14 protein-coding genes and 1 pseudogene are annotated in these 17,007 nt (G+C 57.9%); 13 read left to right on the top strand and 2 right to left on the bottom strand.

The features are described 5' to 3' along the window. Positions 1-31: 31 nt before the first annotated feature. From ACR0AM_RS07135 to ACR0AM_RS07095, 9 genes and pseudogenes are all read left to right on the top strand, one after another. On the top strand, positions 32-1,201 hold the full coding sequence (locus tag ACR0AM_RS07135) for a mandelate racemase/muconate lactonizing enzyme family protein (protein ID WP_480622502.1): 1,170 nt from the start codon (positions 32-34) through the stop codon (positions 1,199-1,201). A 58-nt stretch (positions 1,202-1,259) separates the two neighbouring features. Continuing rightward, positions 1,260-2,060 (top strand): TRAP transporter small permease subunit, encoded by an 801-nt coding sequence (locus tag ACR0AM_RS07130; RefSeq protein ID WP_480622501.1) that lies wholly within the window; start codon positions 1,260-1,262, stop codon positions 2,058-2,060. Next, the gene (locus ACR0AM_RS07125) at positions 2,060-3,682 is read left to right on the top strand and encodes a TRAP transporter large permease (protein WP_480603973.1); all 1,623 of its coding nucleotides are present in this window, start codon (positions 2,060-2,062) and stop codon (positions 3,680-3,682) included. The genes ACR0AM_RS07130 and ACR0AM_RS07125 overlap by 1 nt, the downstream gene beginning before the upstream one ends. A 10-nt stretch (positions 3,683-3,692) precedes the next feature. After that, complete coding sequence (locus tag ACR0AM_RS07120; RefSeq protein ID WP_480622500.1) at positions 3,693-4,643, top strand: phytanoyl-CoA dioxygenase family protein; 951 nt, start codon at positions 3,693-3,695, stop codon at positions 4,641-4,643. A gap of 24 nt (positions 4,644-4,667) precedes the next feature. Next, complete coding sequence (locus ACR0AM_RS07115) at positions 4,668-6,170, top strand: UxaA family hydrolase (RefSeq protein ID WP_480622499.1); 1,503 nt, start codon at positions 4,668-4,670, stop codon at positions 6,168-6,170. After that, the gene (locus ACR0AM_RS07110; protein ID WP_480603969.1) at positions 6,167-7,171 is read left to right on the top strand and encodes a Gfo/Idh/MocA family protein; all 1,005 of its coding nucleotides are present in this window, start codon (positions 6,167-6,169) and stop codon (positions 7,169-7,171) included. The genes ACR0AM_RS07115 and ACR0AM_RS07110 overlap by 4 nt, the downstream gene beginning before the upstream one ends. A gap of 106 nt (positions 7,172-7,277) precedes the next feature. Then, a pseudogene (locus tag ACR0AM_RS07105) lies at positions 7,278-8,198 on the top strand (NAD(P)-dependent oxidoreductase); the annotation flags it as partial. Between the two features lie 3 nt (positions 8,199-8,201). Beyond that, positions 8,202-9,083, top strand: coding sequence for a DMT family transporter (locus ACR0AM_RS07100; RefSeq protein WP_480603967.1), 882 nt, complete (start codon positions 8,202-8,204; stop codon positions 9,081-9,083). Beyond that, complete coding sequence (locus tag ACR0AM_RS07095; protein WP_480603965.1) at positions 9,080-9,943, top strand: sugar kinase; 864 nt, start codon at positions 9,080-9,082, stop codon at positions 9,941-9,943. Before ACR0AM_RS07100 ends, ACR0AM_RS07095 begins: the two co-directional genes overlap by 4 nt. On the opposite strand, the gene ACR0AM_RS07090 is transcribed toward ACR0AM_RS07095, so the two are convergent. Together ACR0AM_RS07090 and uxaC are read right to left on the bottom strand one after the other, a co-directional pair. After that, the gene (locus tag ACR0AM_RS07090; protein WP_480622498.1) at positions 9,930-11,126 is read right to left on the bottom strand and encodes a mannitol dehydrogenase family protein; all 1,197 of its coding nucleotides are present in this window, start codon (positions 11,124-11,126) and stop codon (positions 9,930-9,932) included. The genes ACR0AM_RS07095 and ACR0AM_RS07090 overlap by 14 nt on opposite strands. After that, on the bottom strand, positions 11,127-12,470 hold the full coding sequence (gene uxaC / locus ACR0AM_RS07085) for a glucuronate isomerase (protein ID WP_480622511.1): 1,344 nt from the start codon (positions 12,468-12,470) through the stop codon (positions 11,127-11,129). 123 nt (positions 12,471-12,593) lie between these two features. Between uxaC and ACR0AM_RS07080 the strand changes: the two genes are divergently transcribed. The 4 genes from ACR0AM_RS07080 to uxuA are packed head-to-tail and all read left to right on the top strand — an operon-like array spanning position 12,594 to position 16,835. After that, a complete protein-coding gene (locus ACR0AM_RS07080) occupies positions 12,594-13,610 on the top strand; it encodes a Gfo/Idh/MocA family protein (RefSeq protein ID WP_480622497.1) in 1,017 nt (338 codons plus the stop codon). Further along, complete coding sequence (locus tag ACR0AM_RS07075) at positions 13,607-14,608, top strand: Gfo/Idh/MocA family protein (protein WP_480622496.1); 1,002 nt, start codon at positions 13,607-13,609, stop codon at positions 14,606-14,608. The genes ACR0AM_RS07080 and ACR0AM_RS07075 overlap by 4 nt, the downstream gene beginning before the upstream one ends. Further along, the gene (locus tag ACR0AM_RS07070; RefSeq protein WP_480622495.1) at positions 14,605-15,657 is read left to right on the top strand and encodes a Gfo/Idh/MocA family protein; all 1,053 of its coding nucleotides are present in this window, start codon (positions 14,605-14,607) and stop codon (positions 15,655-15,657) included. The genes ACR0AM_RS07075 and ACR0AM_RS07070 overlap by 4 nt, the downstream gene beginning before the upstream one ends. Continuing rightward, positions 15,654-16,835 carry a mannonate dehydratase gene (gene uxuA / locus ACR0AM_RS07065; protein ID WP_480622494.1) on the top strand — a complete coding sequence of 394 codons (1,182 nt, stop codon included), beginning with the start codon at positions 15,654-15,656 and terminating at the stop codon, positions 16,833-16,835. The genes ACR0AM_RS07070 and uxuA overlap by 4 nt, the downstream gene beginning before the upstream one ends. Positions 16,836-17,007 lie beyond the last annotated feature (172 nt).

Below are 17,007 nucleotides of genomic sequence, written 5' to 3'. Positions count from 1 at the left end.
TCTCCGGATCGGCGCCGGGATCCAGAACTTCATGAAAATCAACAGAATAATAAGTCACGTACTGCAGTACGACATGCCGGAAGTTCTGGGCTACTCGCAACAGTATTATGACAAGCGTACAACCCATTTGGTCGAGATTCAAACAGATGAAGGGGTAACCGGTTGGGGCGAGTGCTTTGGTCCCGGAAACGTAGCCATTGCCAACAAGTCTATCGTAGAAAAGGTAATCCAACCATTGGTCCTTGGCATGGACCCTTTGGACAAAGACGTGATCTGGCACAAGGTGTACAACCTTCTGCGAGACCATGGCCAAAGCGGAATGCCAATACAGGCTTTGTCCGGGGTGGACATCGCACTTTGGGATATCACCGGCAAAATCTCTGGCCTCCCCCTCCATAAGCTTGTCGGCGGCGCGCATCGCACAAGCGTTCCTTGCTACGGCTACGGCATGATGCTTCGGGATGAACCGATTTCTAGTCTGGCCAGCCGTTTTGAGGAGGAAGCCGCAAAGATCAAAGAAATGGGATTTACCGCCACCAAAATGAAAACGGGCTTTGGCCCGAAGCCTGATGTGAAGCTGTGCGAAGCAGTTCGACGCGGAGTTGGTGACGACTTTCCTTATATGGTCGATGCAAACCATGCTTATACGACTTCGGACGCATTTTTTGTCGGTCGGGCGTTGGAAGAACTGGACGTATATTGGTTCGAAGAACCTGTCGCGCCAGAAGACATTGACGGGTACCGCGAATTGCGCACTTCGCTGAAAGTCAACATCTCGGGCGGGGAGGCAGTTTTCAATCGCTGGGCTTGGCGCAATCTTCTTGAAAATCGCGGCATCGATATAGCGCAGCCAGAAGTATGCGCTTTGGGCGGTGTTTCAGAGTATCTCAGGATTCTAGCACTATGCCACGCACATTTCACTCCGGTCGTAAATCACGTCTGGGGTAGCGCCATCGCTGTCGCAACTAATCTGCATTTACTGGCGGCCATGCCCCCAATTCCAGGCGGCTTGCATCCTTGGGAGCCGATGCTGGAGTTCGACACGACGGACAACAAGTTTCGGGATGATCTGCTGACCGTACCGCTGGAAATTCAAAATCAGGTCAAGGCCAACAACGGCCGTGTCATGATCCCGACTGGCCCCGGACTGGGGGTCGAGCCGGATCGAGACTTTATCGATCACTACAGGATCGAAGGATAGGGACGAGGGTTACGCGATGCACAAGAATTCAGGCGGACCAATTGAATGGCTCATACCGTTGGCCTTCGTCGCGACTGCCAGTTGGCTTGTTTGGCATCTCCCGGCATTCCTATTGGATTGGCTGCCTTACACCTCTGAATCCCTCAAAAGCCAGGTAACTGAAATATATCTGCGCAGCGACGTCACGCCCGAATTGTCTGGCGTATTCGGGGGGTATGTCGACATCATCGACATGGCCGCACTCGTCCTTCTACCGTTTCTTGCAGTGATTGGTACCAAGACCGTGCGCCCGGCAACGATGGAGTTCGAAGGCTCGACGGTTATGGACCGTTTCGCCCTGTTCATAGGCCGAGTGACGATGATGATGATCGCAATCATGACTGTCGTCATGCTCTACGAAGTCTTCATGCGTTATATCCTGGAGAAGCCGACCGAGTGGGCGAACGAAATGACACTGTGGTTCGCCAGCTTTGTGTTTTTGATGTCTGGCTACTACGCCATGCAGCAACGCAGTCACATTCGAATATTCCTGATGTACGACGCCGTTCCACGTTGGCTTCAGCGCGTTTTTGATACGGTTTCGACTATACTGATCGTGCTATTTGCCTTCTTTCTTGTCTACGGCAGCTACAAACAGGTGTTCGTCAACAAGCTCTACAAATGGGAGCTTTATGGCTCTGCCTTCAATCCTCCGATCCCGGCGACGTTGCAGCCGATGGTGCTGATCGTGATTACGCTCGTCGCAATGCAAGCAATTTTGAACTTGGTCGCGGATTGGAACAAAGAACCGGAAATCCACACAGATGAACCGGACGAAGACGAAATTGAAATGATCAAACGGGCGGTGGGACAAGACTAATGGACATTGGAACAATCTCACTCATCCTGATGGTCGCCCTGATTGTGCTTCTGGCGATCGGGATGCCCTTGGGTCTGGCCTCGGCTTCGCTTGCGGTTCTGGTTCTTGTGCTCAAGTTCGAACCGACACTGCTTTTAAACCCGTTTTCATTCGGCGACGGGATTCTCACCGGTCGGCCAGGGACTGGGCCGCTCTATATCCTGGCGCAGAAGATATACGGGCTCTTAACGGACTACGTGCTCATCTCCGTGCCATTGTTTATCTTCATGGCGTCGCTACTAGAGCGGTCCGGGATCGCGCGCGACATGTATTCGTCGCTGAATGTCTGGCTGTCCAGAACACGCGGCGGCATCGCGATCGTGACCTCGATCATGGCGGTGATCATGGCTGCCATGTCCGGCATCATCGGCGGTGAGGTTGTCCTGCTGGGCCTTATCGCCCTGCCCCAGATGCTGCGCCTGGGCTACGATCAGAATCTCGCTATTGGCGTCATCTGCGCCTCTGGGTCGTTGGGCACCATGATCCCTCCTTCGATCGTTCTGATCATCTATGGGCTGATCACCGAAACCTCGATCAAGTCGCTGTTCACCGCGTCTTTCATTCCCGGCTTCATGCTAGCCTCGATGATCATCCTGTACATCATCATCCGCACTCGGTTGAATCCTCATCACGCTCCGCTGCCGGAACCGGACCCGAACGACCCCGAACCAGCCGAGAAACGCAAACTGTTTGGTGCCTTCATGAGCATCGTCGTCGCCGGATTTTCCACCGTTCTGTTTATCCGGGCCGCTTTTTTCGAACTGTCAGGCTCCAACGCTGCCAGCCAGGGCGAACCAGCGCGATTGGGGACAGCTGACTACCTGCCCTGGTTTGCCGGTATCACGATCGTCGCCCTTCTGCTGATTTTCGTCGTCTTTGGCAGACAGCGCGCAAAAATCGGTTGGGAAATGGGCAAGGGTCTCGTCGCGCCGCTGGTCGTAATCGGCGTCGTGCTCGGCTCGATCTATGGCGGGATCACGGGCATCACCGAGGCTGCTGGTATGGGCGCCTTCGCCGTCCTGATCATCGCCATCCTACGGGGCGAAGGATCGTTCGAGCTGGTTTGGGACAGCTTGATGCGGACACTAAAATCCACAGGCACAATCATCTGGGTTACGATCGGGGCCGCCGCGCTGGCGGGTGCCTACACCATTGCTGGGGGGCCCCAATACGTGGCCGACCTGATCGTCGGCCAAGAGCTGCCAACCATGTTGGTCATTCTGGTAATGATGCTGATCTTGCTGTTCATGGGCGCATTCATGGATTGGGTCGGCATCGTACTGTTGATCATTCCGGTCTTTCTGCCGATCGTCATGCGCCTTCCTATCGAGGAAATCGGAGTCTTTGGCCAGTTGGAGCCGAGTCATGTCGCCATCTGGTTCGGCGTCGTGTTCTGTATGAACATGCAGGTCAGCTTCCTCTCGCCCCCTTTCGGCCCGGCCGCGTTCTACCTGAAGTCAGTGGCCCCGCCGCATATCAGCCTGACGGATATCTTCCGCGGCTTCCTGCCATTCATCGGGATCCAGTTGCTGGCGCTTTCCGTTCTTCTGATCTGGCCGGGCATCATCGCGCTGCTGTTGTGAGGTTGCACCCATGCTGACACAAGATCAGATTGGCAAGTTCCAGACCGATGGATACCTCGTGGTTGAGGATGTTATTCCCCGCGATGTCCTGGGTCGGGTGCAAGCGGAATACTCGGATGTCCTGAACCGGCTCTATGACTGTTGGTACAAAAAAGGGCTGGTCAAGGACGAGCCGTCCGGAATGACCTTCTGGGACAAACTTCTGTCCGCCTATCAAGCCGGATGCGACTATTTCCAGCCGCTGGACATCTCGCTGCCCGGCGATCGGATCATTGCGGACACACCGTTCCATATTGGGCCCGCAGTGTTCGACTTGCTGACGGCCCGCCCTATGCTTGACATTGTCGAGCAGCTGATCGGGCCAGAATTGGTGAGCAATCCAATCCAGCACGTTCGGCTGAAGCCCCCTGCCCTGAAGCTGTCCAAGGACGAGGTGCGCGCGCACATCACCGCAACGGACTGGCATCAGGACCGAGCGGTTGCGCTGGAGGATGCTGATCAGACCGACATGGTCACGGTGTGGATTGCCGTCAACGATGCAACCGTCGAAAACGGCTGCCTGCAAGTGCTGCCGAAGGCACAGGACCAAACCATCCTGCCGCATTGTGCCCGGACGCAGACAGGCATTGCTGACGGGTTCATTGATGAAGGCCGCGCCGTACCCCTTCCTGTCAAGGCCGGCGGGATCATCCTGTTTCACCCTTTGACGCCACACGCTTCGCTGATCAATAAAACGGGCCGGTTCCGCTGGTCGTTCGACATCCGCTTTAGCGCGGCAGGCCAGCCGACCGGTCGAGATCATTTCCCCAGCTTCATCGCGAGGTCCAGATCGCGCCCCGAAACCGAGCTGCGAGATTGGCGCGTCTGCAAGTCCAATTGGGAGGCGGCGCGAGCAAGACTGTCCGGCAAGCCGCATATAGATATTCACCGGTGGACATCGGACTCACCGTTCTGCGCCTAGCTGCTGCCGTCAGGAAAGCTGATTATGACTTTTGTACGTTTAGATCGAACGGATAGCGTGGTGGTTGCAACTCGGCACCTGGAGGCCGGCAGTATGGTCGAGGATGTCACGACCAATGCGCGCATCCCCTCGGGGCACAAGGTCGCCACGCGGAATCTTGCGCTCGGCGATCCGGTCAGAAAATACGCCCAGATCATCGGTTACGCCACCCAACCGATCGAACCCGGTGACCATGTGCACACCCACAATGTCGAGTTCCGCAACACCAGTGTGGACTACGAGTTTGCGACGGATCACAGGCCCATGAAACCCGTCACCTCGGTCGATACGTTTATGGGCTACCACCGGGATAGCGGTCGGGTCGGCACGCGCAACTACGTCGCGGTTCTGACCACCGTGAACTGTTCGGCGACTGCGGCCCGCATGATCGCCAATCACTTCACGCCGGACAAGCTGGCCGAGTTTCCGAACATCGACGGCGTGGTGGCCTTTGTCCATGGAACGGGCTGCGGAATGGCCGATTCCGGCGACGGTTTTGAAGCCCTTCAACGGGTCATGTGGGGGTTTGCAAAACACCCCAACCACGCTGCCGTCCTGATGGTCGGTCTGGGCTGCGAGATGAACCAGATCGACTGGCTGCTGGACGCGTATGGGCTGAAGCAAAGTCCCACCTTCCAGACGATGAACATCCAGAACGTCGCCGGATTGCGTCGGACCGTGGAAATGGGCATCAACAAGATCAACCAGATGCTTCCCATTGCCAATGAGGCGAGGCGCAGCGAAGCCCCGGCGTCCGAACTGATGGTTGCGCTGCAATGCGGTGGTTCGGACGCTTGGTCCGGTGTGACTGCGAACCCGGCGCTCGGACATGCCTGCGACCTGTTGGTTGCGCAAGGCGGCACAGGTGTCCTTGCGGAAACTCCCGAAATCTACGGAGCCGAACACCTTTTGACCCGCCGCGCCCTTGGTCGCGCAACTGGGGAAAAACTGATCGGACTGATCGATTGGTGGCAGGACTATACCGCTCGCAATCACGGTTCGATGGACAACAACCCAAGCCCCGGCAACAAGCAAGGGGGTCTGACGACCATCCTAGAGAAGTCGCTGGGGGCAGCGGCGAAGGGCGGAACCACCCCTTTGACCGGTGTATTCAAATATGCCGAACACATCACCGCCAAAGGCTTCACCTTCATGGACAGCCCCGGATATGATCCGGCCTCGGTGACCGGGCAGATCGCGGCTGGGTGCAACCTTGTGTGCTTCACCACGGGACGCGGCTCTGCATTTGGGTCCAAACCGGCACCCACGCTGAAAATCGCTACCAACTCTGAATTGGCAGCACGCATGCCCGAGGACATGGACGTGGATGCGGGCGACATTCTGACCAAAGGCGCCAGCGTCGAAGAAAAAGGACAGGAAATATACCAACGGCTGCTCCAAGTCGCCTCCGGCGCGCGGACCAAGTCCGAGGCGCAGGGCTTGGGTGACTACGAATTTGTTCCCTGGCAAATCGGAGCGGTGATGTGAAACGAATCCTTGTATCCGGCGGCGGATTGATCGGTATCCGTCACGTCCGCGCCGTGATTGAGCATCCCGGCTGCATGTTGGTCGGGTTGGCCGATCCAGATGGCTCGATCCAGATCGACGCGCCGCGTTTTGCCAGTATGGACGAGGTGCAGGGCCCAGTGGATGGCGTCATCATCGCGACGCCAACCCGCCTGCATGCCGAACATGGCATTCTGGCCGCATCCCGCGGTTGGCACATGCTGATCGAAAAGCCGGTTGCAGCATCGGTCGATGACGCCCTGCGCCTGAAGACGGCCGTTCGCCAGGCCAATGTCCGCAGCCTTGTAGGCCACCATCGGCGGTATCATACAATCTTGCAACACCTGAAGGAGGTGATCGCGCAAGGTACGATCGGACAAGTCATCAATGTCTCGTTGCTGTGGGCCATGCGCAAACCCGACAGCTATTTTGAACAGAACTGGCGGACTTCCGATGGCAGCCCAGTCATGATCAATCTGGTGCATGATATCGATGTCCTGCGCTTTGTGATCGGAGAAATCTCGGATGTCGTCGCCCTGCCCGGAGCGCCCATCCGCGGATCGGAACGGATAGAAAGCGGGGCTATCGCGATCGCATTCGAAAACGGCGCGACGGGCACTATCAGCTTTGCCGATACCGCACCCAGCCCCTGGGGGTTTGAGGCCGGAACCGGCGAAAACCCGAACATCGGCACGACCCATCAGGACATGATGTGGATCACGGGAACTAAGGGCGCCGTCAGTTTTCCATCCATGACCCTGTGGCGCGGACAGGATTGGGGCACTGCGGCCCAAAAAGACCAACTTACACGACCGGAACAACAACGCGCACCGCTGGAGGTGCAACTGGATCACTTCCTTGACGTGATCGATGGCGCTCCCCCACTGATCGACGTCGAAGATGCAGCCCGAACGCTCGAGGTCACATCACGGGTCGAACAGGGGCTAAAGGCGCAAACGACTCGAGCGCGGGCGCCGGCCTGATGGACATGCGGCCCGGCCAAATGCCGGACCACCCAAAAATCAATGATTATCCACCGGGCAATATGAGCATTAAGAAAGCAAAGCCGCCCGCAACAAACACAAGAATAAAAACCAGACACATTCAAGGAAAGGGAAACCAATGAGCAAACCATCAATCGGGTTTATCGGCTTGGGACTAATGGGCGGAGCCATGGTGAGCCGACTGTTGGACCAAGGATACTCGGTCACGGTATTGGGAAACCGCGACCGCACGTACCTGGACGCCGCGATTGACCGAGGCGCCCGCGAGATGCGAAACGCCCAAGAACTGGCTCAGGCCAGCGACATCGTGATGCTGTGCATGGGCACCTCCGAACAGGTCGAGAGCCGAATGCACGGTGCAGATGGAGTGATTTCAGGATTGAAGTCCGGCGCGATCGTCATCGACTTTGGCACCTCGCTTCCTGGCAGCACACGCGCCTTGGCCGAGGAGGTTGCCGCAGCCGACGGAAGCTATCTTGATGCACCGCTTGGCCGGACACCTTCACACGCGCTAGAAGGCAAGCTCAACATTATGACGTCTGGCGACAAGGCTGCCTTTGACAAGGCCGAGCCGACACTGAAAGATTTGGGCGAAAACGTTTTTTACCTTGGCCCCGTTGGGTCCGGGCACACGATCAAGCTGATCAACAACTTCTTCGGAATGACCGTTGCGAACGCGATGGCCGAAGCCTTTGCCATGGCTGACATCACCGGTGTTGACCGCAAGCAGCTGTATGATGTGATGGCCGCAGGGCCGCTGCATTCCGGAATGATGGATTTCGTCAAAGCCTATGGCGTTGAGAGCGACCCAAATCAGCTGGCATTTGCCATCAAGAACGCGGCAAAAGACCTCGGGTATTATGACCGAATGGCGCGCGAGGAAGGCGTTACCAGCGTGATGTCGCAGGGCGCGCTTTCGGCGCTGAATGACGCCCGCGACCACGGTCAGGCGGATGACATGGTAAGCCAGATGGTTGACTACTACGTCAAGCGTTTCAACACCTGATCGATGGCCGTCTCCGCCAACCCCACCGCTGACCTGCCGCGCCTTGGCATTGTGCTGATGCTGATGGCGTGGCTGTTCTTTTCGTTGGTTGACCTTGGGGCCAAGTGGTTGGCGTTGGCCGGAGTGCCGGCATTTCAGTTGGCGTTCATGCGCTATGCGGGGCACTTCGTGATCTCAGTGGGCGTGATCGCCAAGGGCGGGATAGAGGCCGGTCGGTTCAAGACTGCCCATCCATGGCAGGTGATAAGCCGGGCCTTGCTGCTGATCTCGGCGACCGTTTTCAATTTTTATGCCCTACGGTTTTTGCCACTGACCGTTGTGTCGGCAATCATGTTCTCAAGCCCGGTCATCGTGTGCTTTCTGTCCGTCTTTGTATTGAAAGAAAGCGTGGGCCCATGGCGTTGGGCGGCTATCATCCTGGGCTTTCTGGGGGTGTTGGTTGTCGTACGGCCGTTTGGTTCGGCCTTTCATCCGACCATGCTGCTGATCGTATATAATGCCACCGCTTTGGCCTTGTACTCGATCATGACGCGCAAGCTGTCCGGGGTCGTTGCCGTGGACACTATGCAATTCTACCTCGGGCTTACCGGGACGGTGGTCCTGCTGCCGTTCGCCATCTGGTTTTGGGTCCAGCCAGAAAACACGTGGAGCCTGATTGTACTGATCGGCCTTGGTGTGTTTGGCTGGTGCGGGCATCAACTGCTGACGAACGCGCATCGGTTTGGAACGGCGAACCAGTTGATGCCATTCACCTATTCGTTCCTAATCTACGTGGCAATCTGGGGTTATCTGTTCTTTGACACAGTACCGGACGCCTTCACGTTGGCAGGAGCTGCGCTAATCATGGGCGCCGGTCTCATCATCTGGAAAAGAGAAAAGAAATGACGCGAATTGCCTGCATCGGCGAAGCAATGATCGAGTTGTCCATGCTGGAAACCGGCGCAAAGGTGGGCGTCGCGGGGGATACGCTGAACACGGCCATCTACATGCACCGTGCCGCGCCTGACCTGCAGGTGGAGTATGTGACATGTCTTGGCGACGACCCGTTCTCAACGCGCATCGTGGACTTCATCGCCAGTCATGGCATCGGAACATCCGGGATCCGCATCATTCCGAACGCCTCTCCGGGACTATACGCTATCACGACATCTGCGGACGGTGAACGCAGCTTTACCTATTGGCGCAGCGAGGCGGCCGCCCGTCAGCTTTTTGCCGATCACGACTTCAGCCCGCTGAACGGTTACGACGTGCTGTATTTGTCAGGGATTTCCGTGGCCATTCTTCCGCATGCAGTCAGGCTTGCGCTTCTGGACTGGCTCGAAGGCTCTTCCGTCCGGCTGGTATATGACAGCAACTTTCGTCCGCGTCTTTGGGACAGCGTCCAACACGCTCGGCAGATTAACCAACGGCTTTGGCAACGTGCAGACATTGCCCTGCCGTCCATTGACGACGAGATGGCATTGTTCGGGGAAAGCGCGGACCAAGTGGCTGCACGCTTTGCCGATCATCACGGTGTTGGTGCGTTGAAACGCGGAGAGAATGGCCCTTTGTCCATCGGTCAGAACACTGACCAAACCTATGAACCTGCTAAAAACGTGCTGGATACGACAGCGGCGGGCGACAGTTTCAACGGTGGGTACCTCGCGGCCTTGCTGATGGGAAAATCACAGGCCGAGGCCCTGATGGCTGGACACAATCTGGCTTCCACCGTTGTTCAGTTCCGCGGCGCGATCATTCCCGGATAAGTGGCGCGAGATCCTCAGCACCAACGAGACCCAAAAACGGCGCTACCGGGTCCGGCTGCTTGACGGCCGTGGCAATTTCCGACGCGCAAGGATCGTTCAGCGCCCTGCCCTTTGCGATCTCGGACATGCAATAGGAGATCCAGGCCCGCATCCCTGCAATCACCGCCTGAGAGCCGGTCTCACGGAGTGTGGGAACAAACCGATACGGCAGCTTCTGGCTGCCATCCATCGCGATTTGGCCCAGACGGTGCGCCAGCTCGGGGTTTTCAAAGCGGCGCAGCAAAGCTTCGGCATAGTCCGGAACCTGTGCTTGCAGTGCTGCGGGCAGCGTTGCGCCCGCATCCTTCATCAACTCGGAAACCAGCGGGCGCAAAACCGGGTCTCGAACCGCCTCGTGGACGTAGGTCAGGCCCCGCTCCAACCCGGTATAAGCCAACAGGGAATGGGCACCGTTCAACATGCGCAGCTTTCGCATCTCGTGCGGGGCTACGTCTTCGACCAGTTGCACACCCGGCCAATCCGGGTGCGGACCGGCGAAACTGTCTTCGATCACCCACTCCGAGAACGCCTCGGTCGGAACAGCCATAGGATCGCCGCTAATTGCGCGAACGGCGTCCGTGGTAGCCGGGGTGATCCGGTCGACCATCGCGTTGGGAAAGCGAACAGAGTCCCAATTCACGTCCAGACCGGCTGCTTCCGCAAAATCGGTAACTGCCGTTTCGAGCGTCTTGCCGTTTTCCATGCGATTGTCACAACTTAGTACCGTTACTGGCTTGCGCCGTTCCGCAAGGCCATAAGCTAAAAACCCGATCAGCGTCGAAGGCCCTTGCCCTGCCAGATCGGCGGCAATCGCTGGATCCTGAAGGTTCAGCTTGCCCGCGGCGTCCAAGTGGTAACCTTTCTCGGTGACGGTCGCCGAGATGATCTCGGCATCAGACATCACATCGAAAATTTCTGCGCGATCCTTGGGCGCGACCAGAACGTCACGCAGAGCTTTGATGCGCCGGACGCCCTGCCCCTGCACGCACAAATCGTACTCGAAACCCTGCCGGGCCAATCCATCCCGAACCGAGGATGAACGCAAGCTGACGCCGACAACGTCCCAACCGCCCACTTGATCGGTGTAATCCAGCAAATGCGCCCGAGCAAAGTTTCCAAGGCCGAAATGAAGAATTGTACCCATTTAGCTTTGCAACCCGTAAACCTGTTTCGCCAGATCGACCGCTAACAACCGCGCCAGATGCTCGGCACTGTCCCGAGCGAAATAGCCGCGCGCAACCTGCTCGGCCAGATGAATCGCCACACCCCCTCGCCACAGGTCGTGACGTGCAGGAATGGACAGAAAAGCCCGCGTGTCGTCATTGAATCCGGCCAAATTGTAATATCCGGCCGTTTCAACGATCTGAGCGAAATACCGCGCAATCCCAGCTGGGCTGTCGTGGAACCACCAAGGTGGCCCGATCCTAAGGCACGGCCAATGTCCCGCCATCGGGGCCAGTTCGCGGGCATAGGTGCTTTCGTCCAGTGTGAACAGAATGATGCGCAGTTCCGCTGAGTTTCCGACCCGGTTCAACAGCGCCTCGAGGCCCGTGACCCAATCCATCGCGATTGGAATGTCGCCCCCCTTGTCTCGTCCGAAGTCCCGCATTACCGCGTGGTTCGTGTTGCGCTTGCTGCCAGCATGTATCTGCATTGTCAGACCATCATCGACAGACATCTGCGCCATTTCGATCAGCATATGCCCATAGAACCGGCGAGCATCCTGTTCGGTACCTTCCCGCCGTCTCAGCCGCTGGTACAGCGCATCCGGGTCGTCCAGCCACTCGGTCTCTACACGTTCGATACCGTGGTCGGTGGCAGTACATCCCAGCTGGATGAAATAAGCCCGCCGCATTCGCAGCGCGTTGAGGTAGCCATCATAGCTGCCCAGATCGCAGTCTGTCAGCTCGGCCAACTTATTCAGATTCTGTACGAACCCCGGGTCCGCCCCATCCAAAACTCCGTCTGGGCGAAACGTCGGAACAACTCGCCCGCCCCAACCGCTTGTACGGATCTTCCGATGCTCCGCGAGGCTGTCGAGAGCCGAATCTGTGGTGGCCAGAACCTCGATCCCAAACCTGTCGAACAAAGCCCTCGGGCGAAAATCGGGTTGCGTCAGCTTGTCTGAGATCGTGTCATAGATCAGATCTGCCGTGCGCGAAGACAACTCCTCAGACACGCCCAGCGTTTCATGCAGCACGAAATTCATCCAGATCCGGGAAGGCGTTCCCAGAAACAGATGCCAGTGCTCGGCAAAGGTGCGGAAAACGGCGCGAGGATCCTTCTTTCGCCCCTCTTCCCCAACGCCAAGTTCGGACAAGGGAACGCCCTGAGAGTAGAGCATACGGAACACGTAATGGTCGGGAACCACCAGCAGCTCTGCCGGGTTGGGAAACGGCTCATCGGTTGCAAACCACCCCGGATCGCAGTGACCATGCGGAGACACGATCGGCAGGTCCTTGATGCCCAAGTACAGGTCTTCTGCCATGCCATTCAAATTACCAGTCAATTCTGCCTCCGATACTGCTGCCCGCAATTGTTAACACAGTTTTTAATGGTTGCATCTTTCCCGTTCGAACCCGCAGACTGACCGGGTGATCCGGGGGAATGAATGAATATTGCGCTGATTGGTTTGGGGATGGTTTCGGGCACGCATGTCGCTGCCATTCAAGCATCGGATCAAGGCCTCAGTCTTGCCGGCGTTCTTGGGCGCAACTCTGAAAAAGCAGCTGAGTTCGCGCAGCGAAACGGCACCCGCGCATTCGGCTCGATCGAGGAAATCGCAAACGACCCAAACGTCGACTTTGCGATCATCGCAACCCCGCCCGATCAGCGCGCAGAGTTGGTACGGATTCTTTCGACCGCGTCGAAACCGATCCTGATGGAAAAGCCCATTGAAAGAACGCTGGGCGCCGCGAAAGCCATTGTCGAGCAGTGCGAGGTGTCTGGCGTGCCGCTAGGCATCGTCTTTCAGCACCGCGCCCGCGCCGCCTCGCAGGCGCTGAAATCAGCCATTGAACAGGGTGAGCTGGGCGCGATCGCCACGGTGGAAATCCGTGTCCCTTGGTGGCGCGATCAGAGCTACTATGACGAGCCGGGTCGCGGCACTTATGCGCGCGACGGAGGCGGTGTCATGATCTCGCAGGCAATCCACACGCTTGACCTTGCGATGTGGCTGCTGGGGCCGATCTCGGACATTCAAGCCATGATGAGAAAAACTCCGTTACACGATCTCGAAGCTGAGGATTGGGCAGGTGCAGTCTTTGAAACGGATAGAGGCGCCGTGGGCACTTTGATGGCGACTACTGCCGAATTTCCCGGGGCCGCCGAATCTATCACGATCCAAGGCACGCGCGCCAAAGCGCATTTGGAGTCAGGTGTCCTGACCTTAACGACTTTCGATGGTTATAAATCCACGGTTGGCGAAACGTCCGCCACAGGCGGAGGGGCCGATCCCATGGCGTTCACCCATGCTTGGCATCAGGCGGTTATCGAGGATTTCGCCAAGGCCGTTGTCGGTGGAACGCAGCCCATGGCCACCGGACCCAGTGCCCTTTTGACCCACGCCGTCATAGACGCGATGCAGATCGCCAATCGAACCGGCCAGAAAACACGAGTCATCTCATGAGCCTGACCTGCGTCGCCCTTGGCCTGGACCACCGCCATATCTATGGCATGACGGAAAACATGCATAAAATCGGCGTGGACTGCGTTGGCTACTGGACACAAGGCGATCCGGAAACGCTGCCGGGCTACGTCAAAAGGTTTCCCGGTATTCCGCGGCTGGCCCGACTGGAAGACGCCCTAACTAGTGGGGCGGATCTGGCGCTGATTTCGGCAATACCGGCAGATAGGGCCGCGTTGACGATCCGCGCCATGCAAAACGGCATGGATGTCATGAGCGACAAGCCGGGCTGCACGACGTTCGAGCAACTCGACCAGATCAAGCGAGCGGTCGCCGACACCGGTCGAATCTGGTCGGTGAATTTTTCCGAACGATTTGAAACACCCGTCAGCACGCGGGCGACCGAGTTGGTCGAGGCCGGTGCCATCGGGCGCGTGATCCAAACGATCGGACTTGGCCCGCACCGCTTGAACCCGGCAACGCGGCCGGAATGGTTTTTTCAGCGTGACCGCTATGGAGGTATTCTGACCGACATCGCCTCGCATCAAATCGATCAGTTCTTGCACTACACAGGTTCGGAAACCGCAGAAATTACAAACGCCTATGTGGCGAACTACGCAAACCCCAAAGATCCCGGGTTGCAGGATTTCGGAGAGCTCAATCTGCGCAGCGAGAATGGTACCGGGTACATCCGGGTTGACTGGTTCACGCCGGATGCCTTGCCAAACTGGGGGGATGGTCGTCTGACGATCCTCGGAACCGAAGGATATATCGAGTTGCGGAAATACGTCGATGTGGGTGGGGCCTCAGGGACAGACCATCTGATCCTCGTCAATGGTGAAACCTGCCAAAAGATCGACGCAGCCGACGCCGGCCTTCCCTACTTCGCGCGCCTGGCCGATGACATCCGCAACCGGACCGAAACCGCGATGACACAGACCCACTGCTTTACGGTCATGGAACTGGCACTGCACGCGCAGGAAATGGCGGAACGCAGATGATCAACGTTGCGATCCTTGGCGCAGGTATCGGTGCGCAACATCTGGACGCTCTGGAACGGCTTGACCGCACCTTCCGCGTAACCGCCGTGGTCGACCAGAATACGGACCGGATCGAACAGATACGGCAGAACTCGGATTTTCGAGCACTGACCAACATTCAGGACGCTCTGGATGATCCGGCGATTGATGTCATCGACGTCTGCCTGCCGCCCCATCTGCATGTACCAATCACGCTTGCGGCACTGGCCGCAGGAAAACACGTTGTCTGCGAAAAGCCTCTTGCGACCTCGATGCAAGATGTGGATCGGATCACGGCAGCCACACGCAACGCAGGCAAGCAGGTGTTTCCGGTGTTTCAATACCGGTGGGGCCCGTCACTTGCCCAATTGCGCCACTTGCAACGCGCAGGCCTGACCGGAGCGGTCCAAACTGCCGCGCTTGAGACCCATTGGTCCCGAGGGGCAGACTATTACGCGGTGCCGTGGCGGGGAACATGGGCTGGTGAACGCGGCGGCGCAGTGCTGGGCCATGCCATCCACAACCATGATCTGCTGACTCATATCGCGGGTGATATCGCCTGGGTGTCTGCAATGGCCACAACGCGGGTAAACCCGATCGAGACCGAAGACTGCGCCGCGATCTGCTTTGGCATGACTTCCGGAGCTTTGTGTACAAGCAATATCACCCTGGGCGCTGCCACGGACGAAACCCGCCTGCGGCTCGTCTTTGAAAAGGTGACCGCCACCTCTGGCACCGAACCCTATGCCCCGGGTCAAACGCCCTGGACATTCGTCGCGCGTGACCCTGTGAATCAAGCCGCTATCGACGAGGCCCTTGCAGCCGCCGCTGACGAACAAACAGGTTTCGAAGGGTTCTTTACTGAAGTCGGCAGGGCGCTGCGGTCCGAGGCAAATTCGGCCGTTACACTGCAGGACGGTGCTGCGTCCATCGGCCTTGTGACCGCGATTTATCACGCGGCGCGCACCGGGCAGCGCGTTGCTCTCCCCATCAGGCCCGATCACCCGCTGTATGAAGGATGGCTGCCATGAAACAATGCTGGCGTTGGTTCGGACCCGATGATCCGATCGCCTTGGCCGCTCTCCATCAAGTCGGGGTTCAGGGCATCGTCACCGCGCTGCATCACATCCCGCCGGGACAGCCCTGGGACGAACCAAGCATCGCCGATCGGCAGGCAGTTCTGGCTACTGCCGGGTACAGTTGGGACGTTGTCGAAAGCCTGCCCGTCTCCGAGGCGATCAAAACACAGTCCGCAGACATGGCTGAACATCTGCAGGCGTATAAGTCCAGCCTCAGGGCCCTGTCCGCCCGTGGCATCAAAGTCGTTTGCTACAACTTCATGCCAATCCTGGATTGGACACGCACCGCCCTTCGCGCACCGCAGCCGCACGGCGGAGCGGCCATGCTGTTCGACCTGACCGATTTTGCTGTTTTCGACATACATATTCTCAAGCGGCCGGGCGCGTCCGAAGACTATTCCAGCGACGTCCAGCAAACGGCCAAGGATCGCTTCTTGCGCATGTCGGATAAATCCATGGCCCAGTTGCAGCATAATGTCACTGCGGGGTTGCCCGGCGCCAACGATCAGTGGAGCGTACGGGACGTGCGCGCTTTGTTGCAGACCTATGCACATATCGACCGTGACCGGCTTCGCGCAAACCTGATCGACTTCCTGTCAGAAGTCGCCCCAGTCGCCCAAGAACTGGAACTACGATTGTGCTGTCATCCGGATGATCCGCCGTTCTCGTTGCTTGGTCTGCCGCGGATCATGTCCAGTACCGATGACTACGGCGCCGTTCTGGATGCGGTTGATTTGTTGGCGAACGGCGCAACGTTGTGTACCGGATCGCTGGGAGTGTCCCCCGAATTTGATGGGCCGGACTTCGTGCGCAGGCATGGCGACCGAATTCACTTTGTCCATCTGCGGAATACCCAACGCATCGCCGGGTCAGACAGCCAGAAGCCGGACTTCTTTGAGGCCTCGCATCTGGAGGGCGACACCGACATGGTCGGCACCATTCGCGAACTGATGAACGAACAGCGCCGCCGCAAATCCCAAGGGCGTTGCGACTGGCAAATTCCGATGCGGCCCGACCACGGACAAGAACTGCTGAGCGATCTGGGTGGACACAGTACTCCCGGCTATCCGTTGATCGGGCGTATGCGCGGGCTTGCGGAACTGCGCGGCATCATGGCGGCGTTCTCGTAACGCGTCGGATCAGGCGGTTTCTTTTCGCCCGCAACACTTCTATGCTTGCCTGAGCGCCGCATTCTTCGTTTAATTACTGTACGTAAACGGGCAGCGGGGTGTCTTCCGGACTCGCCCGACGTCTGTTCAAGACGCGTGAAACTCCCGCGAAAACCGATGCGATTAGGCATCA

The sequence above is a fragment of the Ruegeria sp. AD9 genome, from assembly GCF_056542305.1.
Note: the sequence above shows the minus strand (reverse complement) of the source record. Positions and strands in the feature narration are given on the sequence as shown.